The sequence below is a fragment of the Arthrobacter sp. zg-Y40 genome (assembly GCF_020731535.1).
Classification (GTDB): Bacteria; Actinomycetota; Actinomycetes; order Actinomycetales; family Micrococcaceae; genus Arthrobacter_B.
Genome location: NZ_JAJFZS010000008.1, coordinates 72,264 through 90,677, shown reverse-complemented (window position 1 = coordinate 90,677; position 18,414 = coordinate 72,264). Strand labels below are relative to the sequence as shown.

At 66.1% G+C, this 18,414-nt stretch carries 19 protein-coding genes, 2 tRNA genes and 1 pseudogene; 5 read left to right on the top strand and 17 right to left on the bottom strand.

Translation table 11 applies throughout. The features are described 5' to 3' along the window. Positions 1-60 precede the first annotated feature (60 nt). Positions 61-630: an NADPH-dependent FMN reductase gene (locus LJ754_RS07765; protein ID WP_227926146.1), complete on the top strand. Its 570-nt coding sequence runs from the start codon at positions 61-63 to the stop codon at positions 628-630. A 117-nt stretch (positions 631-747) separates the two neighbouring features. After that, positions 748-945: pseudogene (locus LJ754_RS07760) on the top strand (recombinase family protein); the annotation flags it as partial. Here LJ754_RS07760 and LJ754_RS07755 read toward each other — a convergent pair. Both LJ754_RS07755 and LJ754_RS07750 read right to left on the bottom strand, forming a co-directional pair. Further along, positions 946-2,019, bottom strand: a complete 1,074-nt coding sequence (locus LJ754_RS07755; RefSeq protein ID WP_227911605.1) for an App1 family protein — start codon at positions 2,017-2,019, stop codon at positions 946-948. It lies immediately after the preceding pseudogene. A 49-nt stretch (positions 2,020-2,068) separates the two neighbouring features. Continuing rightward, the gene (locus LJ754_RS07750) at positions 2,069-3,175 is read right to left on the bottom strand and encodes a fatty acid desaturase family protein (RefSeq protein ID WP_227926145.1); all 1,107 of its coding nucleotides are present in this window, start codon (positions 3,173-3,175) and stop codon (positions 2,069-2,071) included. A 206-nt stretch (positions 3,176-3,381) separates the two neighbouring features. Here LJ754_RS07750 and LJ754_RS07745 point away from each other — a divergent pair, with 206 nt between their 5' ends. From LJ754_RS07745 to LJ754_RS07735, 3 genes are all read left to right on the top strand, one after another. After that, a complete protein-coding gene (locus tag LJ754_RS07745) occupies positions 3,382-4,683 on the top strand; it encodes an alanine racemase (RefSeq protein WP_227926144.1) in 1,302 nt (433 codons plus the stop codon). Further along, the gene (locus LJ754_RS07740; protein WP_227926143.1) at positions 4,680-5,999 is read left to right on the top strand and encodes a D-arabinono-1,4-lactone oxidase; all 1,320 of its coding nucleotides are present in this window, start codon (positions 4,680-4,682) and stop codon (positions 5,997-5,999) included. Before LJ754_RS07745 ends, LJ754_RS07740 begins: the two co-directional genes overlap by 4 nt. A 75-nt stretch (positions 6,000-6,074) precedes the next feature. Then, positions 6,075-6,878, top strand: coding sequence for a lysoplasmalogenase family protein (locus LJ754_RS07735; protein ID WP_227926142.1), 804 nt, complete (start codon positions 6,075-6,077; stop codon positions 6,876-6,878). On the opposite strand, the gene LJ754_RS07730 is transcribed toward LJ754_RS07735, so the two are convergent. The 15 genes from LJ754_RS07730 to rplU all read right to left on the bottom strand — a co-directional run bounded on the left by LJ754_RS07730 (position 6,832) and on the right by rplU (position 18,341). Continuing rightward, positions 6,832-7,569 carry an NUDIX hydrolase gene (locus LJ754_RS07730; RefSeq protein ID WP_227926141.1) on the bottom strand — a complete coding sequence of 246 codons (738 nt, stop codon included), beginning with the start codon at positions 7,567-7,569 and terminating at the stop codon, positions 6,832-6,834. The two genes, LJ754_RS07735 and LJ754_RS07730, sit on opposite strands and share 47 nt — an antisense overlap. Next, on the bottom strand, positions 7,569-8,675 hold the full coding sequence (locus tag LJ754_RS07725) for an AAA family ATPase (protein WP_227911611.1): 1,107 nt from the start codon (positions 8,673-8,675) through the stop codon (positions 7,569-7,571). Before LJ754_RS07725 ends, LJ754_RS07730 begins: the two co-directional genes overlap by 1 nt. Beyond that, positions 8,672-9,331 carry a nicotinamide riboside transporter PnuC gene (gene pnuC / locus LJ754_RS07720; protein WP_227911612.1) on the bottom strand — a complete coding sequence of 220 codons (660 nt, stop codon included), beginning with the start codon at positions 9,329-9,331 and terminating at the stop codon, positions 8,672-8,674. The genes LJ754_RS07725 and pnuC overlap by 4 nt, the downstream gene beginning before the upstream one ends. A gap of 241 nt (positions 9,332-9,572) precedes the next feature. After that, a tRNA-Ala gene (locus LJ754_RS07715) sits at positions 9,573-9,648 on the bottom strand. 47 nt (positions 9,649-9,695) lie between these two features. Then, positions 9,696-9,771, bottom strand: a tRNA-Ala gene (locus tag LJ754_RS07710). Positions 9,772-9,864: 93 nt separating this feature from the next. After that, positions 9,865-10,548 carry a histidine phosphatase family protein gene (locus tag LJ754_RS07705; protein ID WP_227911613.1) on the bottom strand — a complete coding sequence of 228 codons (684 nt, stop codon included), beginning with the start codon at positions 10,546-10,548 and terminating at the stop codon, positions 9,865-9,867. A gap of 8 nt (positions 10,549-10,556) precedes the next feature. Then, positions 10,557-10,943 carry a ribosome silencing factor gene (gene rsfS, locus LJ754_RS07700; protein ID WP_227911614.1) on the bottom strand — a complete coding sequence of 129 codons (387 nt, stop codon included), beginning with the start codon at positions 10,941-10,943 and terminating at the stop codon, positions 10,557-10,559. 24 nt (positions 10,944-10,967) lie between these two features. Then, a complete protein-coding gene (locus LJ754_RS07695; protein WP_227926140.1) occupies positions 10,968-12,281 on the bottom strand; it encodes a hypothetical protein in 1,314 nt (437 codons plus the stop codon). Between the two features lie 22 nt (positions 12,282-12,303). Further along, positions 12,304-12,963: a nicotinate-nucleotide adenylyltransferase gene (gene nadD, locus LJ754_RS07690; protein WP_227911616.1), complete on the bottom strand. Its 660-nt coding sequence runs from the start codon at positions 12,961-12,963 to the stop codon at positions 12,304-12,306. 35 nt (positions 12,964-12,998) lie between these two features. Continuing rightward, positions 12,999-13,241 carry a hypothetical protein gene (locus LJ754_RS07685; protein ID WP_227911617.1) on the bottom strand — a complete coding sequence of 81 codons (243 nt, stop codon included), beginning with the start codon at positions 13,239-13,241 and terminating at the stop codon, positions 12,999-13,001. A 120-nt stretch (positions 13,242-13,361) separates the two neighbouring features. Beyond that, complete coding sequence (locus LJ754_RS07680) at positions 13,362-14,714, bottom strand: glutamate-5-semialdehyde dehydrogenase (protein ID WP_227926139.1); 1,353 nt, start codon at positions 14,712-14,714, stop codon at positions 13,362-13,364. Then, positions 14,711-15,925 carry a glutamate 5-kinase gene (gene proB, locus LJ754_RS07675; protein WP_227911619.1) on the bottom strand — a complete coding sequence of 405 codons (1,215 nt, stop codon included), beginning with the start codon at positions 15,923-15,925 and terminating at the stop codon, positions 14,711-14,713. Before proB ends, LJ754_RS07680 begins: the two co-directional genes overlap by 4 nt. A gap of 52 nt (positions 15,926-15,977) precedes the next feature. Next, complete coding sequence (obgE, locus tag LJ754_RS07670) at positions 15,978-17,573, bottom strand: GTPase ObgE (protein WP_227926138.1); 1,596 nt, start codon at positions 17,571-17,573, stop codon at positions 15,978-15,980. 107 nt (positions 17,574-17,680) lie between these two features. Beyond that, a complete protein-coding gene (gene rpmA, locus LJ754_RS07665; protein WP_227911621.1) occupies positions 17,681-17,944 on the bottom strand; it encodes a 50S ribosomal protein L27 in 264 nt (87 codons plus the stop codon). 85 nt (positions 17,945-18,029) lie between these two features. Next, on the bottom strand, positions 18,030-18,341 hold the full coding sequence (gene rplU / locus LJ754_RS07660; RefSeq protein ID WP_227911637.1) for a 50S ribosomal protein L21: 312 nt from the start codon (positions 18,339-18,341) through the stop codon (positions 18,030-18,032). Positions 18,342-18,414: the final 73 nt, after the last annotated feature.

Sequence of the window (18,414 nt, the reverse complement as noted above, 5' to 3'; positions counted from 1 at the left end):
GCGAACGTACGGTTGAAGTGTCATTGACAAGGCGGGCGCGGATTCTGAGATGGGTCACTAATGGAACAAGTCAGCCGGATCGCCGTGGTGGTCGGCAGCACACGACCGAACCGGATCTGCGGTGTTGTCGCATCCTGGGTTCGAGACTCGCTGCAAGACGGAAGTCCGCTTCAGTATGAGCTGCTTGACCTTGCTGAGGTCGGCCTTCCTCTTCTTGATGAACCGTTGAAGCCCGCCCTGCAGCAGTACCAGCACGAACACACCCACCAGTGGAGCCGACGGATAACCGGTTTGGACGGGTTCCTGTTCGTCTTTCCGCAATATAACTGGGGCTACCCTGCAGCCCTAAAGAATGCTCTGGACTATCTGTATGTCGAGTGGTGGGACAAACCGGCCAGCGTTTTCACGTATGGCACCCGGGGCGGAGGCAAGGGCGCCAAGCAGCTGCAGACTGTTCTGCACGGCCTTCACATGAATGTCCTGGACGTTCATGTTGAGGCAATCATCACTGACGATGACGTCGACGACCGCTGGCAGCTTACAGAGCCGAATTCAACGCTGAGTCCCACGCTGACCCGGCTGCACGATATCGACAAGGCGTTTATCGAAACACTCCTCGATGGTCAGTGACCGCAGTCCTGCATTTTCACGTTGGACCGGATCAGGCTGAACTAGGGCACCCCACGAGTAGGCCGGTCACTCACCGTGCACTTATGCACTCCAGCAAAGCTTCATATCCAGAGTGGCACACGCAAGGGCGTATCACTGAGCCTGGCTCCCAGCGTCTACGGTCCCACGGATCCCGTTGGGCGCCTTTTCTTCTACGTCCTCGGCATGGTCGCTGAATTTGGGGCCGATCTCATTGGCATGAGGACCTGCGAGGGTATGGCCGTCGCCAAAGCCAAGGGGCAGTTGCGAGGGAAGACGCCCAAGCAATCTGCTTCCCTAGCCTGCGTCGGGCAGCAGGCCCAGTTCGGCTAGCTGCCGGGACATCCCGGCGCCGTCCGGAGCATAGATCCACGGCACCTCCACCGGGGTTTCCCCCGGCTTGCCGGTCCGGCCGCCGGCGAGCACCGCTTCGCCTGCCGAGAGCTGGCGGATCGCGATGGCCCGGACGTTCTCCGGGTGGCGCTGGGCGAAGTCTGCATAGATCTCTTCGTCGTGCTGGCCGTTATCGCCGATCAGCAGCCACTTGATGTCCGGGAATTCCTGCGCCAGCCGCTCCAGCTGGGTGCGTTTGTGCGCCTGCCCGCTGCGGAACCAGCGGTCAGTGGTGGGGCCCCAGTCGGTGAGCAGCAGCGGACCGGCCGGATACAGGTTGCGGGTGATGAACCGCGTCAGGGTGGCGGCCACGTTCCAGGCACCGGTCGAAAGATAAAGCACCGGGCCCACGGGGTTTTCCCTGGCCAGCCGGTCCATCATCACGGCCATTCCGGGGGTGGGCGTGCGGGCATGCTCGTCGAGGACAAAGGTGTTCCACGCCGCCAGCATTGGACGGGGCAGGGCAGTGACCATGATGGTGTCGTCAATGTCGGAGACCACGCCCAGCTCAGCGGCAGGGTCCACCACGTAGATCGGTGCCGTGGTTTCTTCGCCGTCTTCGGAACGAAGCAGGACGGTGGTCCAGCCGGGCGCAAGATCCGCCGGAAGGATGGCATCCACCACTCCCCCGCGGTCTGCGGTGACCACATGCTTCTGGCCGCCCACAATGACGGTGACCGTCGCCTTGTTGACGGGCGGGCTCATGAAGTTCCGCCAGCCGCGGATGCCGTCGGCGATCGCCTTGGACGCCATCGACTTTTCTGCACCGTCAAAGTAACCGGGCTTGGCCAGGATGACCCGGCCCAGGACCCGTACCCATTCGGTGGAGCCGTAGCCGGTGAACGGCAGGACGGTCTGCACGTCGCCCCGTTTGCGGGCGCGTTCATCGCGCCAGGCATGGATGGAATCCTCCATGCGCATGCCGAGGTGTGCCACCTGCGTTGTGTCCGCCGGGCGGGCTGCGGGGTTTTTTGTCATGTTCCCAGTCTGTCAGAAGCTTTGAACGCGGCTATTCGCTGCGGCCCGGCTAGATGCGGTACTTGGACCGCATCGGGCAATCGAACGGGTCCCGGGCGGAGAGGCCCACTTCGTTGAGGTACCGAACCACTATGGCGTAGGACTGCACCAGGGTGGTCTCTGTGTAGGGAATGGAATGCTTGGCGCAGTGTTCTTTCACCAGTTGGCTGGCCCGGGCCAGGTGCGGCCGGGGCATGCTCGGGAACAGGTGGTGTTCCACCTGGTAGTTCAGTCCGCCCATCAGGGTGTTCATCCCGCGGCCCACGATATTGCGGGAGGTCAGTACCTGACGGCCCAGGAAGTCGACTTTGGAGTCCCTCGGGAGGATCGGCATGCCCTTGTGGTTCGGCGCAAAGGATGCGCCCATGTAGACGCCGAACACCGCAAGCTGAACGCCGATAAAGGCGAAGGCCATTCCCACCGGAAGGAAGAAGAACACGGCAGCCAAGTACAGGCCCAGGCGCGTGAACACCATCACCAGTTCGGAGATACGGCCCTTGACCTCCTTGTTTGCAAAGAGGTGCTTGATGGAGGTCGCGTGCAGATTGATGCCCTCGAGCATCAGCAGGGGGAAGAACAGCCAGCCCTGGCGGCGGGCGAACCACGCCATGAACCCCTTTTGGCGTGCCGCCTGTTCCGGCAGGAAGGAGATGGTGTCCATATCAATGTCCGGGTCCTTGCCCACCGTGTTGGGGTTGGCGTGGTGCCGGCTGTGCTTGTTCATCCACCACTGGTAGCTGATGCCGACGACGGCGTTCGCTACGAACTTTCCGGCACGGTCATTCGCGGGTCCTGATTCGAAGACCTGGCGGTGCGAGGCCTCGTGCGCAATGAAGGCCAGCTGGGTCAGGAGGATGCCCAGCGCGGCCGCGATAAGCAGCTGGAACCAGCTTTCCCCGATGAAGAAGGAGCCTGTCGCAGCAGCCACCAGGCCGGCGCACAGGAAAATGAAGGTGCTGATGTAGAAGGACCGCCGGCGTTTCAGCAGCCCCTCGTCACGGACCGCTTTGAGGAGTCCGGAGTAGGTGCTGGTGATGTTGCGGCGGGGCTTCTTTTCCCCCGGGGTCCCAGCCGGAACTGCGGCGGAGGATGCGGTGGAGGGTGCGGTTGTGCTCATGCGGCCTTCTGGTGGTCTCTACGACTTCCCAGCCGCCCTAACGAGCGGATTCGCTCTACAGATGTGACTAGCCTAACCCGGAAGGCTGGTGTTTGTCTGTGACCGTACCGTTACCGTGGCCGCGGTTGACTGTCGTTCGCCTGCGCGCCTAGGCTCTCCGGCTGCGGAATCCCCGCCTATGGTGTTGCCAAACAAAGGAGCACACCATGGCAGAGCACGTCGACGGCGGGCCTCGGGACGCCGGACTGCGGCTGGTCCCGCATGCCGGCCCGGACGGGACGGCGGCGTACGGCACCGCCGTTCCGCAGCCATGGCTGGACACCGGGGAGTACTGGCCGGGCCTTTCCAGTGCGACGGCGGCACTGCCGGCACCCGTGGCGGTTCTGGGCCTGGAGGCGCTGCGCTGGAATGCGGCGGACCTCCTGCGGCGGGCCGCCGGGATACCGCTGCGGGTCGCCAGCAAGTCGCTGCGGGTCCGCTCAGTCATGGAGGAGCTGCTGCAGCATCCGGGTTTCCGCGGGGTTTTCGCCTACACCCTGGCAGAAGCCTTATGGCTGGCCGAGCGCTGTGATGATGTATTGGTGGGCTATCCGAGCACCGACCGCCCCGCGCTGGAACGCCTGCTGGCGGACGAACTCCTTGCTTCCCGGGTCACGCTAATGGTTGACGACGAGGCCCAGCTTGACCTGGTGGACGCCGTGCTCCCGCCCTCCCGGCGTCCCGAACTGCGGATCTGCTTGGATGCGGACGCCTCATGGCGTGCGCCGGTCCTGGGCTTCATCGGCACCCGCCGCTCTCCCCTGCACCGCCCTGCCGACGCAGTGCGGATGGGTGCCCGTATTGCCGACCGCCCCGGATTCCGGCTGGTGGGGCTGATGATGTACGAAGCCCAAATAGCCGGGATCGGAGACGCGGTTCCGGGTGCCGGTCCCATGAATGCCATGATGCGCCGGATCCAGCCCCGGTCCATGACCGAGCTCCGCGAACGCCGCGGCCGGATTACGGCCAGGCTGCACGGCGTCGCGGATCTTGAATTCGTCAACGGCGGCGGCACCGGTTCGCTCGAGGCTACCCGTGCCGACCCTGTGGTCAGCGAGATGACCGCCGGATCCGGCCTGTTCGCCGGTCGTCTCTTTGACGGTTACCGCGCCTTTACTCCCGCTCCCGCGGCGGCCTATGCGTTCGACGTCGTACGGCGCCCCGCACCGCAGATCGCCACGGTCCTCGGCGGGGGCTGGATTGCCTCCGGTCCGCCGGGGCCGGGCCGCAGTCCGCAGCCGGTGTGGCCGCAGGGCCTGCGCCTGCTGCCCCGCGAAGGCGCCGGAGAAGTCCAGACGCCCCTGCGCGGAGCCGGCGCTGCCGCCCTGCGCGCCGGGGACCGCGTCTGGTTCCGGCACGCAAAAAGCGGCGAACCCGCCGAACACGTCACGAGATACCACGTGGTGGAAGCCGGGCGCATCGTCGCCGAATTGCCTACTTACCGCGGCGAGGGAAAGGCGTTCCTGTGAGCATCTCCGGAGGAAAGACTGCCCGCCCGTGGCGGAACTGGGGCCGCAGCGTATCGGCCGTTCCCCTGCAGATGGAGCAGCCGGACAGCGCCGCCGCCCTGCAGCGGTCGGTCGCCGCGGCCGCAGCCGCGGGCAGCCGGGTCAAGGCAGTGGGGGCAGGGCACAGCTTTACCGCTATTGCCGCCACGGATGGAGTCCTGCTGGACCTGAAGCGCCTGCAGGGACTGATCGGGGTGGAGCCGGGAACTGGGCGCGTGCGGCTGCACGCGGGCACCCGGCTGCACCGGATACCGGACCTGCTGGCGCCCTACGGGCTGGCCATGCCGAACCTGGGCGACATTGACCGGCAGTCCATTGCCGGTGCGGTGTCCACGGGTACGCACGGGACGGGGGCCGGTTTCGGCGGTCTCAGCACCCAAGTGGCGGGGCTGACGCTGATCCAGCCCGACGGCGGCGTGCTCACCCTTGCCGACGGCGATCCCCTGCTGCCCGCCGCTGCCCTCGGGCTGGGGGCACTTGGCGTCATCGCCGACATCACCCTGCAGTGCGTGCCCGCGTTTGTCCTGCATGCCGAGGAACGCTCCGAGCCGCTGGCCGAGGTACTTCAGGGGCTGCCGGACCGGGTGAAGGCGGCGGACCATTTCGAGTTCTACTGGTTTCCCCACACGGACCGCGCGGCTACGAAAACCAACACCCGGCTGCCGGAAACCGCGCAGCGCAGGCCGCTGGGCCCCGCCGACCGCTGGATCAACGAAACACTGCTTTCCAACACCGTTTTCCGTGCCGCCTGTGCTGCCGGTGTGGCGGTGCCGGCAGTGATACCCGCCGTGAATAAAACCGCTGCACGGCTCCTTGGCGGGCGTGAGTACTCCGATGCCTCGCCCCGGGTCTTTACCCAGCGGCGCACCGTCCGGTTCCGGGAAATGGAGTACGCGGTGCCCGCAGACCGGCTGCCTGCGGTATTCGATGCCCTGCGGCAGGTAATTGACCGGCACCGGTGGCGGATTTCCTTTCCAGTGGAGGTGCGCTGGGCGGCAGCGGATGACCGCTGGTTGTCCACGGCTTACGGCCGGGACACCGCCTACCTGGCAGTGCACCGCTATTACCGTGAGGACTGCCGGGAGTATTTCGCGGCAGTGGAGGCAGTGATGCTCGCCCACGGGGGCCGTCCGCACTGGGGCAAGATGCATTCGCTGGACGCATCTGCCCTGGCGGAGCGGTATCCGCGTTTTGCTGATTTCCTTGCCGTCCGGGACCAGTTGGACCCGGACCGGGTCTTCGGGAACGCTTATCTGGAGCGGGTGCTGGGTCCGTAAAGAGAACGCACCGGCCTGCCGGAAAAGACGGCGCACACCCCGTAGCATGGGCCCCAGACGACCCGAAGGAGTGCCGTGCCCACCGCGCCGGAACATCAGAAGAGAGCCCTGTCCCCCTCCCGGTGGTGGGGGTTTGTACCGTTTGCCGTGCTCTCGGCGATCCATGTCGGAGCCCGCGCCGCGGGTGCCGACGATCTCGCCGGCCCCACCAAGCTGGCCCTGATGCCACTGCTCGCGGTCGCCGCAGTATGGGCTTTGCGCAGTGCCGGCACCTCCGAGCAGCAGCAGACCGGCGAGCCATCCGCCGAAACTGCGCGCCCCGCCGAAGCTGCGCGCCCCGCCCTGTTGCCCGCAGCCTTGCTGTTCGGGGCGCTGCTGTTTTCCTGGCTGGGCGACGGCGCCGCCACCTTCGTCCCGTTTGCACCTGAGCTGCCGGTCATGCTGGGCTCCTTTGGCATCGCTCACCTTTGCTACATCTGGCTCATGGCCCGGTACGCAGCCGGCCGCCGGTTCCCGCGCTGGGCGCTGGTGTATCCGCTCTGGTGGGTGCTGATGCTGGTGGTGCTGTGGCCGGTCCTCGGTTCGCTGTCCCTCGCAGTGGCCGCTTACGGGATTGTCCTGGCCGGAACCGCAGCAACGGCGTCGCGCTGCGGGCCGGTGGTGGCCGCCGGCGGCGTGCTGTTCCTGGCATCGGACACCATCTTGTCCTTCCGGATTTTCATGCCCGATGCCATGCCCGGCTGGACCAGTGCCATGGTGATGCTGACTTACTGCGCGGGGCAGGGACTCATTGTTGCCGGGGTCCTGCACCGCCTGCGCCCCGGCCGTGCGGCTACGCTGCCGGGCGGATCAGCGGCGGACTTAAGTACTCGTCCTTGACAGTGAACACCGACGCGGGGGCGCCCTTTCCCCGGGTGACTTTTCGGCCGGTGTCCTGCAGCGCGCCGGTCATTTTCCGGGTGAAGTTCCCGGCGTCGAGCTTATTCGTGTTCCATACCGCCTGATAAGCGCGGCGGAGCTGGTTGAGCGTGAATTCCTCCGGCAGGAGCCTGGCGGCAGTGAGCGTGTATTCGATCTTGCCCGCCAGGCGGTCCAGCGCGGCGGTAAGGATCTCCCGGTGGTCAAAGGCCAGGCTTTCCCGGGCCAGGACGTCGTATACGGGCAGCCATTGCGCCGATGCGGCGTCGCTCCCGGTCTCCAGGTCCGGCAGTGCCCGGCCGTCGGTTGCCAGCAGCGCCAGATGGGCAACGGAAACCACCCGCATCCGGGGGTCACGCGCCGGTGCGCTGAAGGTAGCCAGCTGCTCAACGTGGGCGCGGTGCGCCCCCAGCTCCAGCCCGGTTTCCTCCTGAAGCTCCCGCCAGGCGGCGGTCAAGGCGTCCTCGTCCGGTGAAACAAATCCGCCGGGCAAGGCCAGGGAGCCCTTGAAGGGATGTGCGCCGCGGCGCACGAAGGCGGCATTCAAGGTACCCCCGGTGACGGCGAAGACCACCAGGTCCACGGCCAGGGCAACGGAGGGATACTCCCGGGGGATGTAGTCCTTGAGGAACCGTTCTTCTTCAGTGTCCATCAGCGTCCTGCCAGTACGGTGCGGGTTGCCCAGGGCGGGGAGGTGAAGTGGTTCCGCCGGGCGATGATCAAGTCAATGATCTCAGTTGCCGTGGCCAGGCGCTCTTCCCGGGTGCCGGAAACGAGGATCCAGGACGCGCCTGCCGCGGTGAGTTCCTCCTTGAACCATTCGGTCATCTCAGCCCGCGGATGCTCTGCCTCACGCCAGCCGTCGTCCTCGAACGGCACTCCCTCGTGGTCGGTGATGAGGTAGAGGTCACGGCGTGGAATACGCTCAACGGCAAGGTAGGAGCCGTAGCTCTGTTCGCCGATGTATACCCGTTCGAAGAGCGCGGTAGTGATCACATCCGTGTCGGCTATAACCAGCGGACACCGGTCGGCTGCATCGTTTTCCATTTGGTTCTGCCGCTCGCCGATGTGTGCGAAGTCCGCGGCGGTCCATACCATGTCGGTGAGGACGGCGTCGGGGTCCGCCGCCTGCGCCGCAGCGAACTTGTCGTACGTGAACTGGCGGCCGTATTCCGGCACGTCGGCCAGATCCGGGTAGCTCTTCCGATAGTGCCCGGTCAGGGCCGCGGCAAGGGTGGTGGTCCCGGTGGACTCGGCGCCAACCACGATGATCCGCACGGCCAGGTCCTGCCGGGCAGGCCCGATGACGTCGGCCCAGGCAGCGCGGAGGTCATCACGGCAGAGGGTTCCGCTGACCGGATGGTCCATCCGCTCCCGGTCCACCATCACGTGGGCCGCACCGAAATCCCCTGCCAGTTGCCGGCCGTAATCCTCGGAACTGAACACGGCGTCTACGGCCGTGATGCCCTTCATCTTGAGGGCCAGGCGCAGCACCTCGTTGTGCGCCTTCCAGATGGCCCGGGAGCCGTAGTCCACGGGGCAGTCATCGGGCATGCCGATGACCGTGACGTTTGAACCCTCGAACTCCGCCGCCAGCCACTTCACCCGGTTCTCCATGCTGATGCTTTCGAACCGGCTGGCCAGGACAACGACGGCGAGACCGGTGCATTGCCCGGCGGCGGCGGCTATGAGGTGACGGTGGCCTGCATGCGGCGGATAGAACTTGCCGATGACTACTCCCTGCCCGAAGCGGTTCATGCCGCGACCTTCCCCATGCCGGTGCTCGTCTCCGCTGCCTTGCGGGTACGCGTCCAGCCCGCGAGACCGTAGACGCAGAGGGCGGTAAAGCCGATGTAGAGGATGGCGGTGAGGTTAAGTCCGCGGGAGAAGTAGAGCGGGATGCTGACCAGGTCGATCACAATCCACACGTACCAGTGCTGGAAGATCTTCTTGGCCTGCCAGAAGGTAGCCAGCAGCGAAGCTGCCAGGACGAAGGCGTCCGGCCAGGGAACCTGGGAATCAGTGCCGTGCAGGAGGATCTGGGCAATGCCCACGGTAGCCAGCACCACGGCGCCGAGGCCGCCGGCAATCTCAGCCCTGCGGCCGTCACGGATGGGTAGGTCACCCTTTCCGTCCGTGCTTTTGGCGCCCCGCACCCAGTTGTACCAGCCGTAGACCGATACAGCGGCGAACACAGCCTGCAGCAGTGTCTCCCCGTACAGTCCGGCACCGAAGAACAGCACAATGAACGCCACGTTGTTCACGATGCCGACCGGCCAGTTCCAGGACTTTTGCCGGGCAACGCCGTAGACGCAGGCTGCACCGGTAACGAACCCGATGACTTCGATCCAGCTGACCGGTGCTCCAAGCAGCGTTGCTGCCGGGGAGTTCATCCAATCCAGTACTGCGTTCATGTCGTCCTCCATATTTATTGTCACTCTGACAATAAACACCCTAGGGCAGCAGAGCTGATCGGGGAAGGGCCATGTCCGGGGGAATATGTGATCTGCATCACCGGCTCACTGCAAAAACCTATGGCGCCGGACCGGCGGCATAGAATCGCGGACACAAAAAAGCCCCGCCGGCCGGCGAGGCTAATTTCCTGGAAATGTCTGTTGACGCTTATTTAGTTTTTGACACTTATGGAGTTTTGCTTGGTGGAGCTGAGGGGACTCGAACCCCTGACCCCCTGCATGCCATGCAGGTGCGCTACCAGCTGCGCCACAGCCCCAAACTTTCAGTGTTTCCACCGCAAATCCTTCGGTGTCCCGAAGGTTTTGGTGGAGCTGAGGGGACTCGAACCCCTGACCCCCTGCATGCCATGCAGGTGCGCTACCAGCTGCGCCACAGCCCCAAAACTATTGGTTGTTTACCCCGTTTTTCCCCTCATTGGGGCGAAGCAACTCCTCTACCTTAGTACAAATCCGCAGGAGCGCAAAATCGCTTCTCAGCCCTCCACCGGTCCGGTGGGAAGCGAGTCCAGCCCAACGTTGTGCTGGGTCAGATGCCACGCGGGCTGCCCGCGCCGGTCGGGAACTTCCTGCAGTACGGACCAGTGGCAGTTGGAAACCCCGGAAATTACGGCCCAGGACTCAGCGGGCAGTCCCAGCAGTGCGCAGATGCCGGCACGGATGGCTCCCCCGTGGCTGACCACCACCAGCGTGCCGCCGGGCTCCACGCCCTGAACGGCGTCGTTCACGGCTGCGGCCACGCGCGTGCCGACGTCGACACGCGTTTCACCGCCGCCGGCCCGGACACTGCCCACGCCGGCTGACCATGCAGCCAGCAGCGGGGCGTCCTGCTCGCCGATCTGCGCAAAGGTGCGGCCCTCCCACGTCCCGGCGAAGGTCTCCCGCAGGCGCTTGTCCTGGGCGACCTCGAGGCCGAGGAGCGCACCGAGGGACCTGCCCGTGTTCAGTGCACGGCCCAGATCGGACGAGACGATCGCAGCAGGTTCCAGGAAACGGAGCACGGCGGCCGCCTCGGCTGCCTGCCGCACACCGGAGGGATCAAGGGCAATGTCCTGCTGCCCCTGAAAGCGCCCCACCCGGTTCCATTCGGTGCGGCCGTGGCGCCAAAACACCACGCGCCGCGACGCAGAACCGGGATCCCAGGGGGCTGGAGCGCTCACGGGCAGGCTTACTCTGACTCGGCCGCGGCGGAGGCGTCTTCGAGCTGGAGATCCACCACAGGGCAGTCCTTCCACAGGCGCTCAAGGGCGTAGAAGACGCGGTCTTCTTCGTGCTGGACGTGTACCACTACGTTGGCGTAGTCCAGCAGCACCCAGCGGCCTTCGCTGCGTCCTTCGCGGCGGACGGGCTTGAGGCCCTTCTTGGACAGCTCCTCCTCAATGCCGTCAACAATGGCGTTGACCTGGCGCTCGTTCGAGGCCGATGCAATGAGGAAGACATCCGTGATGGCCAGGCGTTCGCTTACGTCAATGGCGACAATGTCATCGGCAATCTTGTCCGACGCCGCTTTGGCCGCCGCCCGTGCAATGTCAATGGAAGATTCGGTGGCGCTCAAAGTGTGTCTCCTTGGGGAAATCGGTCAGCCGCCAAGGCCGCCGACGATCATTAGTACTCCGACGATCAGGGCAAGCGTGCCCAGACCTGCAACACCGAAGACTGCAAAGCGCAGCCTCCGGGTACGGCCGAGTCCGGCCGTCATAACATCGAGGGGGTCGAGCCCGAAGGCGCTGCGGGCGCCTACAGGACGCGCCGCTTCTTCGGATTCGAGGGGTGCATTGACCAGCGCGTCGGCGCGGGCCAAGATGCGCGAGTGCCGCACATCCGAGGCGTCCGCCGAACTGCGGCGGGGCGCGGCCGGGCGCTGGGTCGGACCGTTCGCCGGGACTGCGGGCATGGAACGGGCGGCCGGGCCCGCGGGACCGACCTGGGGCGTGGCGGAAGTAACAATCGGCACATGCGACGTGGGCGGCGCCTTCATGACCGGGTGTTCCATCCCCGGAACCTTCACGAATTCCAGCGGTGTCACCATCGCCAGGTTGTGGGCGGTGGTGGGATCGCTGGAGGAGGGCTTGCGCCGCTCGTTCTCCTGCGAGAGTTTCCGGATGGCTTCGGTCCGGCGGTTGAGGACCTTCGCGCGCTCCGCCAAAGCCTTCTGCTGGGCCAGCAGTTCCTGGTCGACGGCGTCCGGGTCATCTGCGGCCATGGCCTCCATGGCCGCAACGTGGTTGCGGGCCTGGCCTTCCAGCGCCTGGCGGGCAGCCAGTGCCTGTTCAACGCTCATGCCCGCAACGTCGGCATTAGGGTCCGCGCCGCGGGCCGGTCCGGTTTCGGCGGCCTTGGTGTCCGCCGGCTTGGTGTCCGCCGGCTGGGCATCGGCAGGCTTGGTTTCGGCGGACTTGGTGTCGCCAGGCTTGGCTTCCGGGCGGTTCCCGGCCTCAGAAGCTGCACCCTCCCGGGTAACTGCGTCCCGGGCAACTGCCTCCGGGGAAGCAGCCTTGCGGGCGCTGCGCCGCGAGGGCGGCGTGGAGGGGGCCGGTGCGGGGACATCCGGTGCGGAGGTTTCGGGCGCGCGGCGCCGTTCGCGCCGCAGGGGCTCGACGGGAGCAGGTGCAGGGTCTGCGGCGGCAACGGATCCACGCACGGCGGCGGTCCCGGCCTCTGCAGCGCGCTGCTGCTGAAGCCTGAGCTGCCGGCGGGTAGGCGGAGCCGTTCCGGTGTCGCGTCCGTTGTCCCGGCGCTCCTGCGTCTCGGCCAGGGCCTTGGACGCACGCAACGCTTCCCGGTCGCGGGCGCGCTGCTGGGACTCCCGTTCCCGCGGCCCCGCCGGGGAATCGACCGGTACGTCAGCCGCCCGGCGGCTGCGCCGCGGCGCGGACTCTGGACCGTTAGTCATTTCCTACCCATCCGGTATTTGTTTACGCTACTGTTTCGGTTTCCGCCGGGTCCGGAGTATTCCGGCCGGCGGCGTAGAGGCGGTGCTTGGCGATGTACTGCACCACTCCGTCCGGCACCAGGTACCAGACGGGCTTGCCCTCAACCACTCGGCGGCGGCAGTCCGTGGAAGAGATTGCCATGGCCGGCACCTCCATCAGGGATACGTCCTCCCGCCCCATGTTTTCCAGGACGTGCCCGGGCCGGGTGACCCCCACAAAGTGGGCGAGGGACCACAGCTCCTGGATGTCCTTCCAGGAAAGGATCTGGGCCATGGCATCCGCTCCGGTAATGAAGAACAGATCGGCCTCGGGCCGTGCCGCCTTCAGGTCCCGCAGTGTATCAATGGTGTACGTGGGCCCGGGCCGGTCAATGTCCACCCTGCTGACAGTAAACCGGGGATTCGAAGCCGTCGCGATGACGGTCATCAGGTACCGGTGTTCCGCCGGGCTTACCTGCTGCGCCGCCGGCTTGTGCCACGGTTCGCCGGTGGGTACGAAAACCACCTCGTCCAGGTCGAACCGGTCTGCCACTTCGCTTGCCGCCACCAGGTGGCCGTGGTGGATGGGATCAAACGTGCCGCCCATGACTCCCAGACGGAACCTTCGTTTTCCGTTGACGTCTGTCCGCTGCGGCTCACCCATGGGGATAAATGCCTCCGCTGACTGCACCGGGTACGTCAGTCCTGGATTGCCTGGCCGTGGTCATGCTTGTTCGCGAACTGGCGCTGGGGATCCACATGCTCCGCTTCGGCCTCGTGCCGGTTGCCGACGTTGGTGAAGGACACGGTGACGAGCATCAGGAGCAGCAGCAGCGCCATGATGACCCCGCCGTAGACGTACGGGGACACCGGAAGCTCGACGTGGTGTTCTTCGGCCATCTCCGCAGCATGAAGCACGGCGCCCGTAAGCTGGATCAGCATGTATCTCCCCTAGGGATCTGTAGGTTCCGCCGGGTGGCCGGCGTTCGGTTTCTAAGTCAATGGTACGCGTAACGGGATGCACATCGCAGCCGGGCCGCTCCCGGCCGCGGTTGGCTGCCGCTAGCCGCGGATCTGTCCGTCGCCTTGGATGATCCATTTGGTGGTGGTCAGTTCCTTCAGTCCCATGGGCCCGCGGGCGTGCATCTTCTGGGTCGAAATGCCCACTTCGGCGCCCAGTCCCAGCTCTCCCCCGTCCGTGAAGCGGGTAGAGGCGTTCACAATCACTGCCGCCGAGTCGATCTCGGCTATGAAGCGTTCCGCGTTGGCCAAGTCATTGGTGATGATCGCCTCGGTATGGCCGGTGGTCCAGCGCCGGATATGGTCCACAGCTTCGTCCAGGCTGTCCACCACCGCCACAGCCAGGTCAAGATCCATGTACTCGCGCCCCCAGTCGGCGTCGTCGGCAGGTGCCGCAGTGACGCCGTCTGGCAGCAGAGTCATGGCCCGGGCATCGGCGTGCAGGCGCACCCCGGCCGCCGCGAGGGCAGCCAAGACGTCGGGAGCGGCCGGAGCTGCCTCATGGATCAGCAGGGTTTCCACCGTGTTGCAGACACTGGGCCGCTGGGTTTTGGCGTTCAGCAGGATCTCGACGGCCATTTCCACGGGTGCGGTGCGGTCCAGATAAATGTGCACGTTCCCCTCCCCCGTTTCGATCACCGGAACGGTGGCATTGGTAACCACGGACTGGATCAGCGAGCGGCCGCCGCGGGGAATCAGCACATCCACCCGGCCGCGGGCTTTCATCAGGACAGCGGCGCCTTCGCGGCCGTACCGGTCCACGCTCTGCACGGCGTCCGCGGGCAGCCCGGCATCCTCGAGTGAATCCCGGATGATCTGCACCAGCACCTCGTTGGTGGCCGCGGCGGCACTGCCGCCCCGCAGGATCACCGCATTTCCGCTCTTCAGCGCCAGACCGGCAATGTCCAGGGTGACGTTGGGCCGGGCTTCGTAAATGGCCGCGACCACGCCCATGGGCACATGCACCTGGCGCAGCCGCAAGCCGTTGGGGAGCGTCTGGCCGCGGGCTACGGAGCCCACCGGGTCCGGCAGGCCGGCCAGGTTCTCCAGTGCCGCCGCGAGGGAGGCAATGCGTTCAGCCGTTAGGGCGAGCCGGTCCAGCATGGCTGCAGAGGTGCCGTTTTCGCGGCCGGCGGCCAGGTCCCGGGCATTGGCCGCAAGGATCACTTCCCGTCCGGCCCTGACGTTGTCCGCAATCCGCAGCAGGGCGCGGTCTTTCCAGGCCCGGTTGGCGCGCGCGAGCCGCCGCGCGGCAGCCCTGGAACGGTCGGCCACGGCGTGGACCTGCGCTTCGACGTTCTCCGCGGAGACCGCACCGGCTTCGGGCTCCGGCGCTGCGGCTGTCCCGTCAGTGCCGGTGCCGACGCTTGCCTCGCTTGTGTTCACGGAATTCATGCCTCCAGTGTAGGACCGGCACCGGTTTCAGGGGCGGGTACGGCGGTTTGGGCCTGGTGCAGCAGAACCAGGTCATTCACGTGCACCACGGCGCGTTCGTAGCCGCGGCCGAGCTCACGGGACAGTTCCCGGGTGGAACGGCCCAGCATGGAGGGCAGTTCATCGGACCCGTAGTTGCTAAGCCCGTGGGCAATCACCCGGCCGGCGGTATCGGCCAGGGCAACCGCGTCTCCGGGTTCGAAGCGTCCTTCCACCGAGGCGATCCCTGCCGGCAGCAGCGAACGGTGCCGCTCCCCCACAGCGCGCGCGGCGCCGTCGTCCAGCACCAGGGTGCCTTGGATCCGGGCCAGGTGCGCCAGCCATAGCAGGCGGATGGACTGGCGGCGCCCGCGGGTGGTGAACCAGGTGCCGACGTCCTCACCGGCCAGCGCGGCCGCGGCGTTGGCCGTGGAGGTCACCAATGCGGGAATGCCGGATTCTGCGGCAATGGTGGCCGCTTCCACCTTGGTGGCCATCCCGCCGGTGCCCACCCCTGCCTTGCCGACCTTGCCGATGCGTACATCGGCAAGGTCCTTCGGGCCGGTGACCTCGGGAATGCGGCGCGCACCCTCGCCGGGCGGACCGTCGTAGAGGGCGTCGACGTCGGAAAGAAGAATGAGCGCGTCGGCCTTGACCAGGTGCGCCACGAGGGCGGCGAGCCGGTCATTGTCGCCGAAGCGGATTTCGTGGCTGGCGACGGCGTCGTTTTCGTTGACGATCGGCAGTACACCGAAGTTCAGGAGCCGTTCCATGGCGCGGTGCGCGTTGGCGTGGTGGGTACGCCGCATGAGGTCCTCGATGGTCAACAGGACCTGGCTCACGGTGACGCCGTGGGCCCCGAACGCAGCCGTGTACCGGGCCATCAGCAGGCCCTGCCCCACACTGGCGGCCGCCTGCTGGGAGGAAAGCTGCGCGGGGCGCCGTGCCAGGCCCAGCGGGGCCAGCCCGGCGCTGATGGCACCGGAGGAGACCAGGATGATCTCGGTGCCTTGCGCGTGCCGTGCGGACAGCACGTCCGCCAGGGACCGCAGCGCCGCATCGGAGATGCCGCCGGCCACGGAAGTCAGCGACGAGGAGCCTACTTTCACCACCACGCGCCGGGCGCGCGCCAATCCGGAACGGGAGGTCAGCGCACGGCGGGCAGGCGGGGGTGATTCGGTCAGTTCACTCATAACCTGCCCAGCCTAAGCGCTGAGCCTCCTCCGTGGCCGGACTGTGAAGGGGTTACTCCCCTTCGTTACCCTCTGCCGCTTCATCGGCCGTTGCGGGGCGCGAGTTGTGCTTGTAGTTCACGGACTCGGTCCAGATGCCGGCACGGCGCTCGGATTCGAGTTCCGCGCGGGCCGCCGCACGGGCATCCTTGCGCTTCTGGTGGTCTTCGCGTTTCTCTTCGCGGGTGGGGCGGGAGAAGTCCTCCACGCGGATGTCGCTGCCGCGCGGGGAGGCAGCGAGCAGTTCCGCGCCGCCGATCATGGTCGGCTCCCAGTCGAAGACGACGCCGTCGCCCTCGCCGATCACCACGGCGTCGCCGGGCTTCGCGCCTTCCTTGAACAGCTTCTCCTCCACGCCCAGCTTGGCGAGGCGGTCGGCCAGGTAGCCCACGGCTTCATCGTTGGTGAAGTCGGTCTGCTGGACCCAGCGCACCGGCTTCTCGCCCAGCACGCGGAAGAGCGGCTCAAGGTTGCGTTCCTCGCGGCGGATCATGAAGCCGCCCTTGTAGTTGACGCCGCGCGGTTTCAGGACCGGCGGCTGGATGCGCGGCGGAGCCTGCTCGACGGCGTCGCGGGCGTCCTTGACGATCCCTGCCATGGCGAACCCGAGTTCACGAAGGCCCTCGTGGCTGGAGGCGGAGACCTCAAACACGCGGTAGCCGCGTTTTTCCAGTTCCGGACGGACGAATTCGGCCATGTCGCGGCCGTCGGGGACGTCCACCTTGTTCAGTGCGACCAGGCGCGGGCGGCGGTTCAACGGCACGACGTCGCCGTCGGTGCCGGCGTAGCTCATGTCCACTTCGTACTTCTCGAGTTCGCGCTCGATGATTTCCAGGTCGCCGATGGGGTCGCGGTCCGTCTCCAGGGCGGCGCAGTCAAGCACATGCACCAGGGCGGCGCAGCGTTCGACGTGGCGCAGGAAGTTGTGGCCGAGGCCCTTGCCTTCGGAGGCGCCCTCGATCAGGCCGGGCACATCCGCCACGGTGAAGCGCACATCGCCGGACTGGACGACGCCGAGGTTCGGGATCAGCGTGGTGAAGGGGTAGTCGGCAATCTTCGGGCGGGCCGCGGACATGGCCGCAATCAGCGAGGACTTGCCGGCGGACGGGAAGCCCACCAGTGCAATGTCGGCGATGGACTTCAGCTCCAGGACAATGTCCGCTTCCTCGCCGGGAATACCCAGCAGCGCGAACCCGGGGGCCTTGCGCTTCTGCGAGGAAAGGGAGGAGTTGCCGAGGCCGCCCTGGCCACCGGCGGCAGCGATGTATTCGAAGCCCTCCCCGACCATGTCCGCCAGCACTTCGCCGTCCTTGTTCTTCACGACGGTGCCGTCCGGAACCGGGAGGATCAGCGTCTCGCCGGTCTTGCCGGCGCGCCAGTCGCCCATGCCGTTGCCGCCGTTGGTGGCATGGCGGTGGGGGGCGTGGTGGTAATCGAGCAGGGTGGTGGTTTGGGAGTCAACACGCAGGATGACGTCGCCGCCGTCGCCGCCGTTGCCGCCGTCGGGCCCGCCCAGCGGCTTGAACTTTTCACGCTTGACGGACACGCAACCATGGCCGCCTGTACCGCCCGAAACGTGCAGCACTACGCGGTCTACAAAGCTGGCCATGGTTCTCCTTCAAAGGAACTTCTTGATCATGCCAATTCTACTTGGCTTAAAAAACGACGGGGCGGGCCATCAAGGCCCGCCCCGTCGGAAAAGCTAATTGCCGGTGATTACTCGGCGGCTGCAGGAGCCACGATGTTCACGACGCGGCGGCCGCGACGGCTGCCGAATTCAACTGCACCTGCTGCCAGGGCGAACAGGGTGTCGTCGCCTCCGCGGCCAACGCCCTCACCCGGGTGGAAGTGGGTGCCGCGCTGGCGAACGATGATTTCGCCTGCCTTGACAACCTGGCCGCCGAAACGCTTCACGCCGAGGTACTGGGCGTTGGAGTCGCGACCGTTGCGAGTGGAACTCGCACCTTTCTTATGTGCCATTTCTTTGCCTGCCTTTGCTAACTGATATTGAAACCCACAGGCGGGATCACTCCCGCGTTCCCGGCCGTGAAGCCGGGGCGGAGGATCAGGAGTTGATGGACGTAACCTTGACCTTGGTCAGCGAGGAGCGGTAGCCCTGACGCTTCTTGTAGCCGGTCTTGTTCTTGAACTTCTGGATGACGATCTTCGGACCCCGGAAGTTCTCGATGATTTCTGCCGTCACGGTAACCTTGGCCAGGTCCTGTGCAGCAGAGGTGACCTTGTCGCCATCAACCAAAAGCAGGGCAGGCAGCTCAAAGGTGCTACCGGCTCCACCGGGGACGCGGTCCAGGGTTACGAGGTCTCCGACGGAAACCTTTTCTTGGCGGCCGCCAGCGCGGACAATCGCGTACACCACTTGGGAACTCACTTCTCTCGACGTTTAATACTTGGATGCGCATTTGGCGGGGCCAGAATTGTGCCCGCCTTGC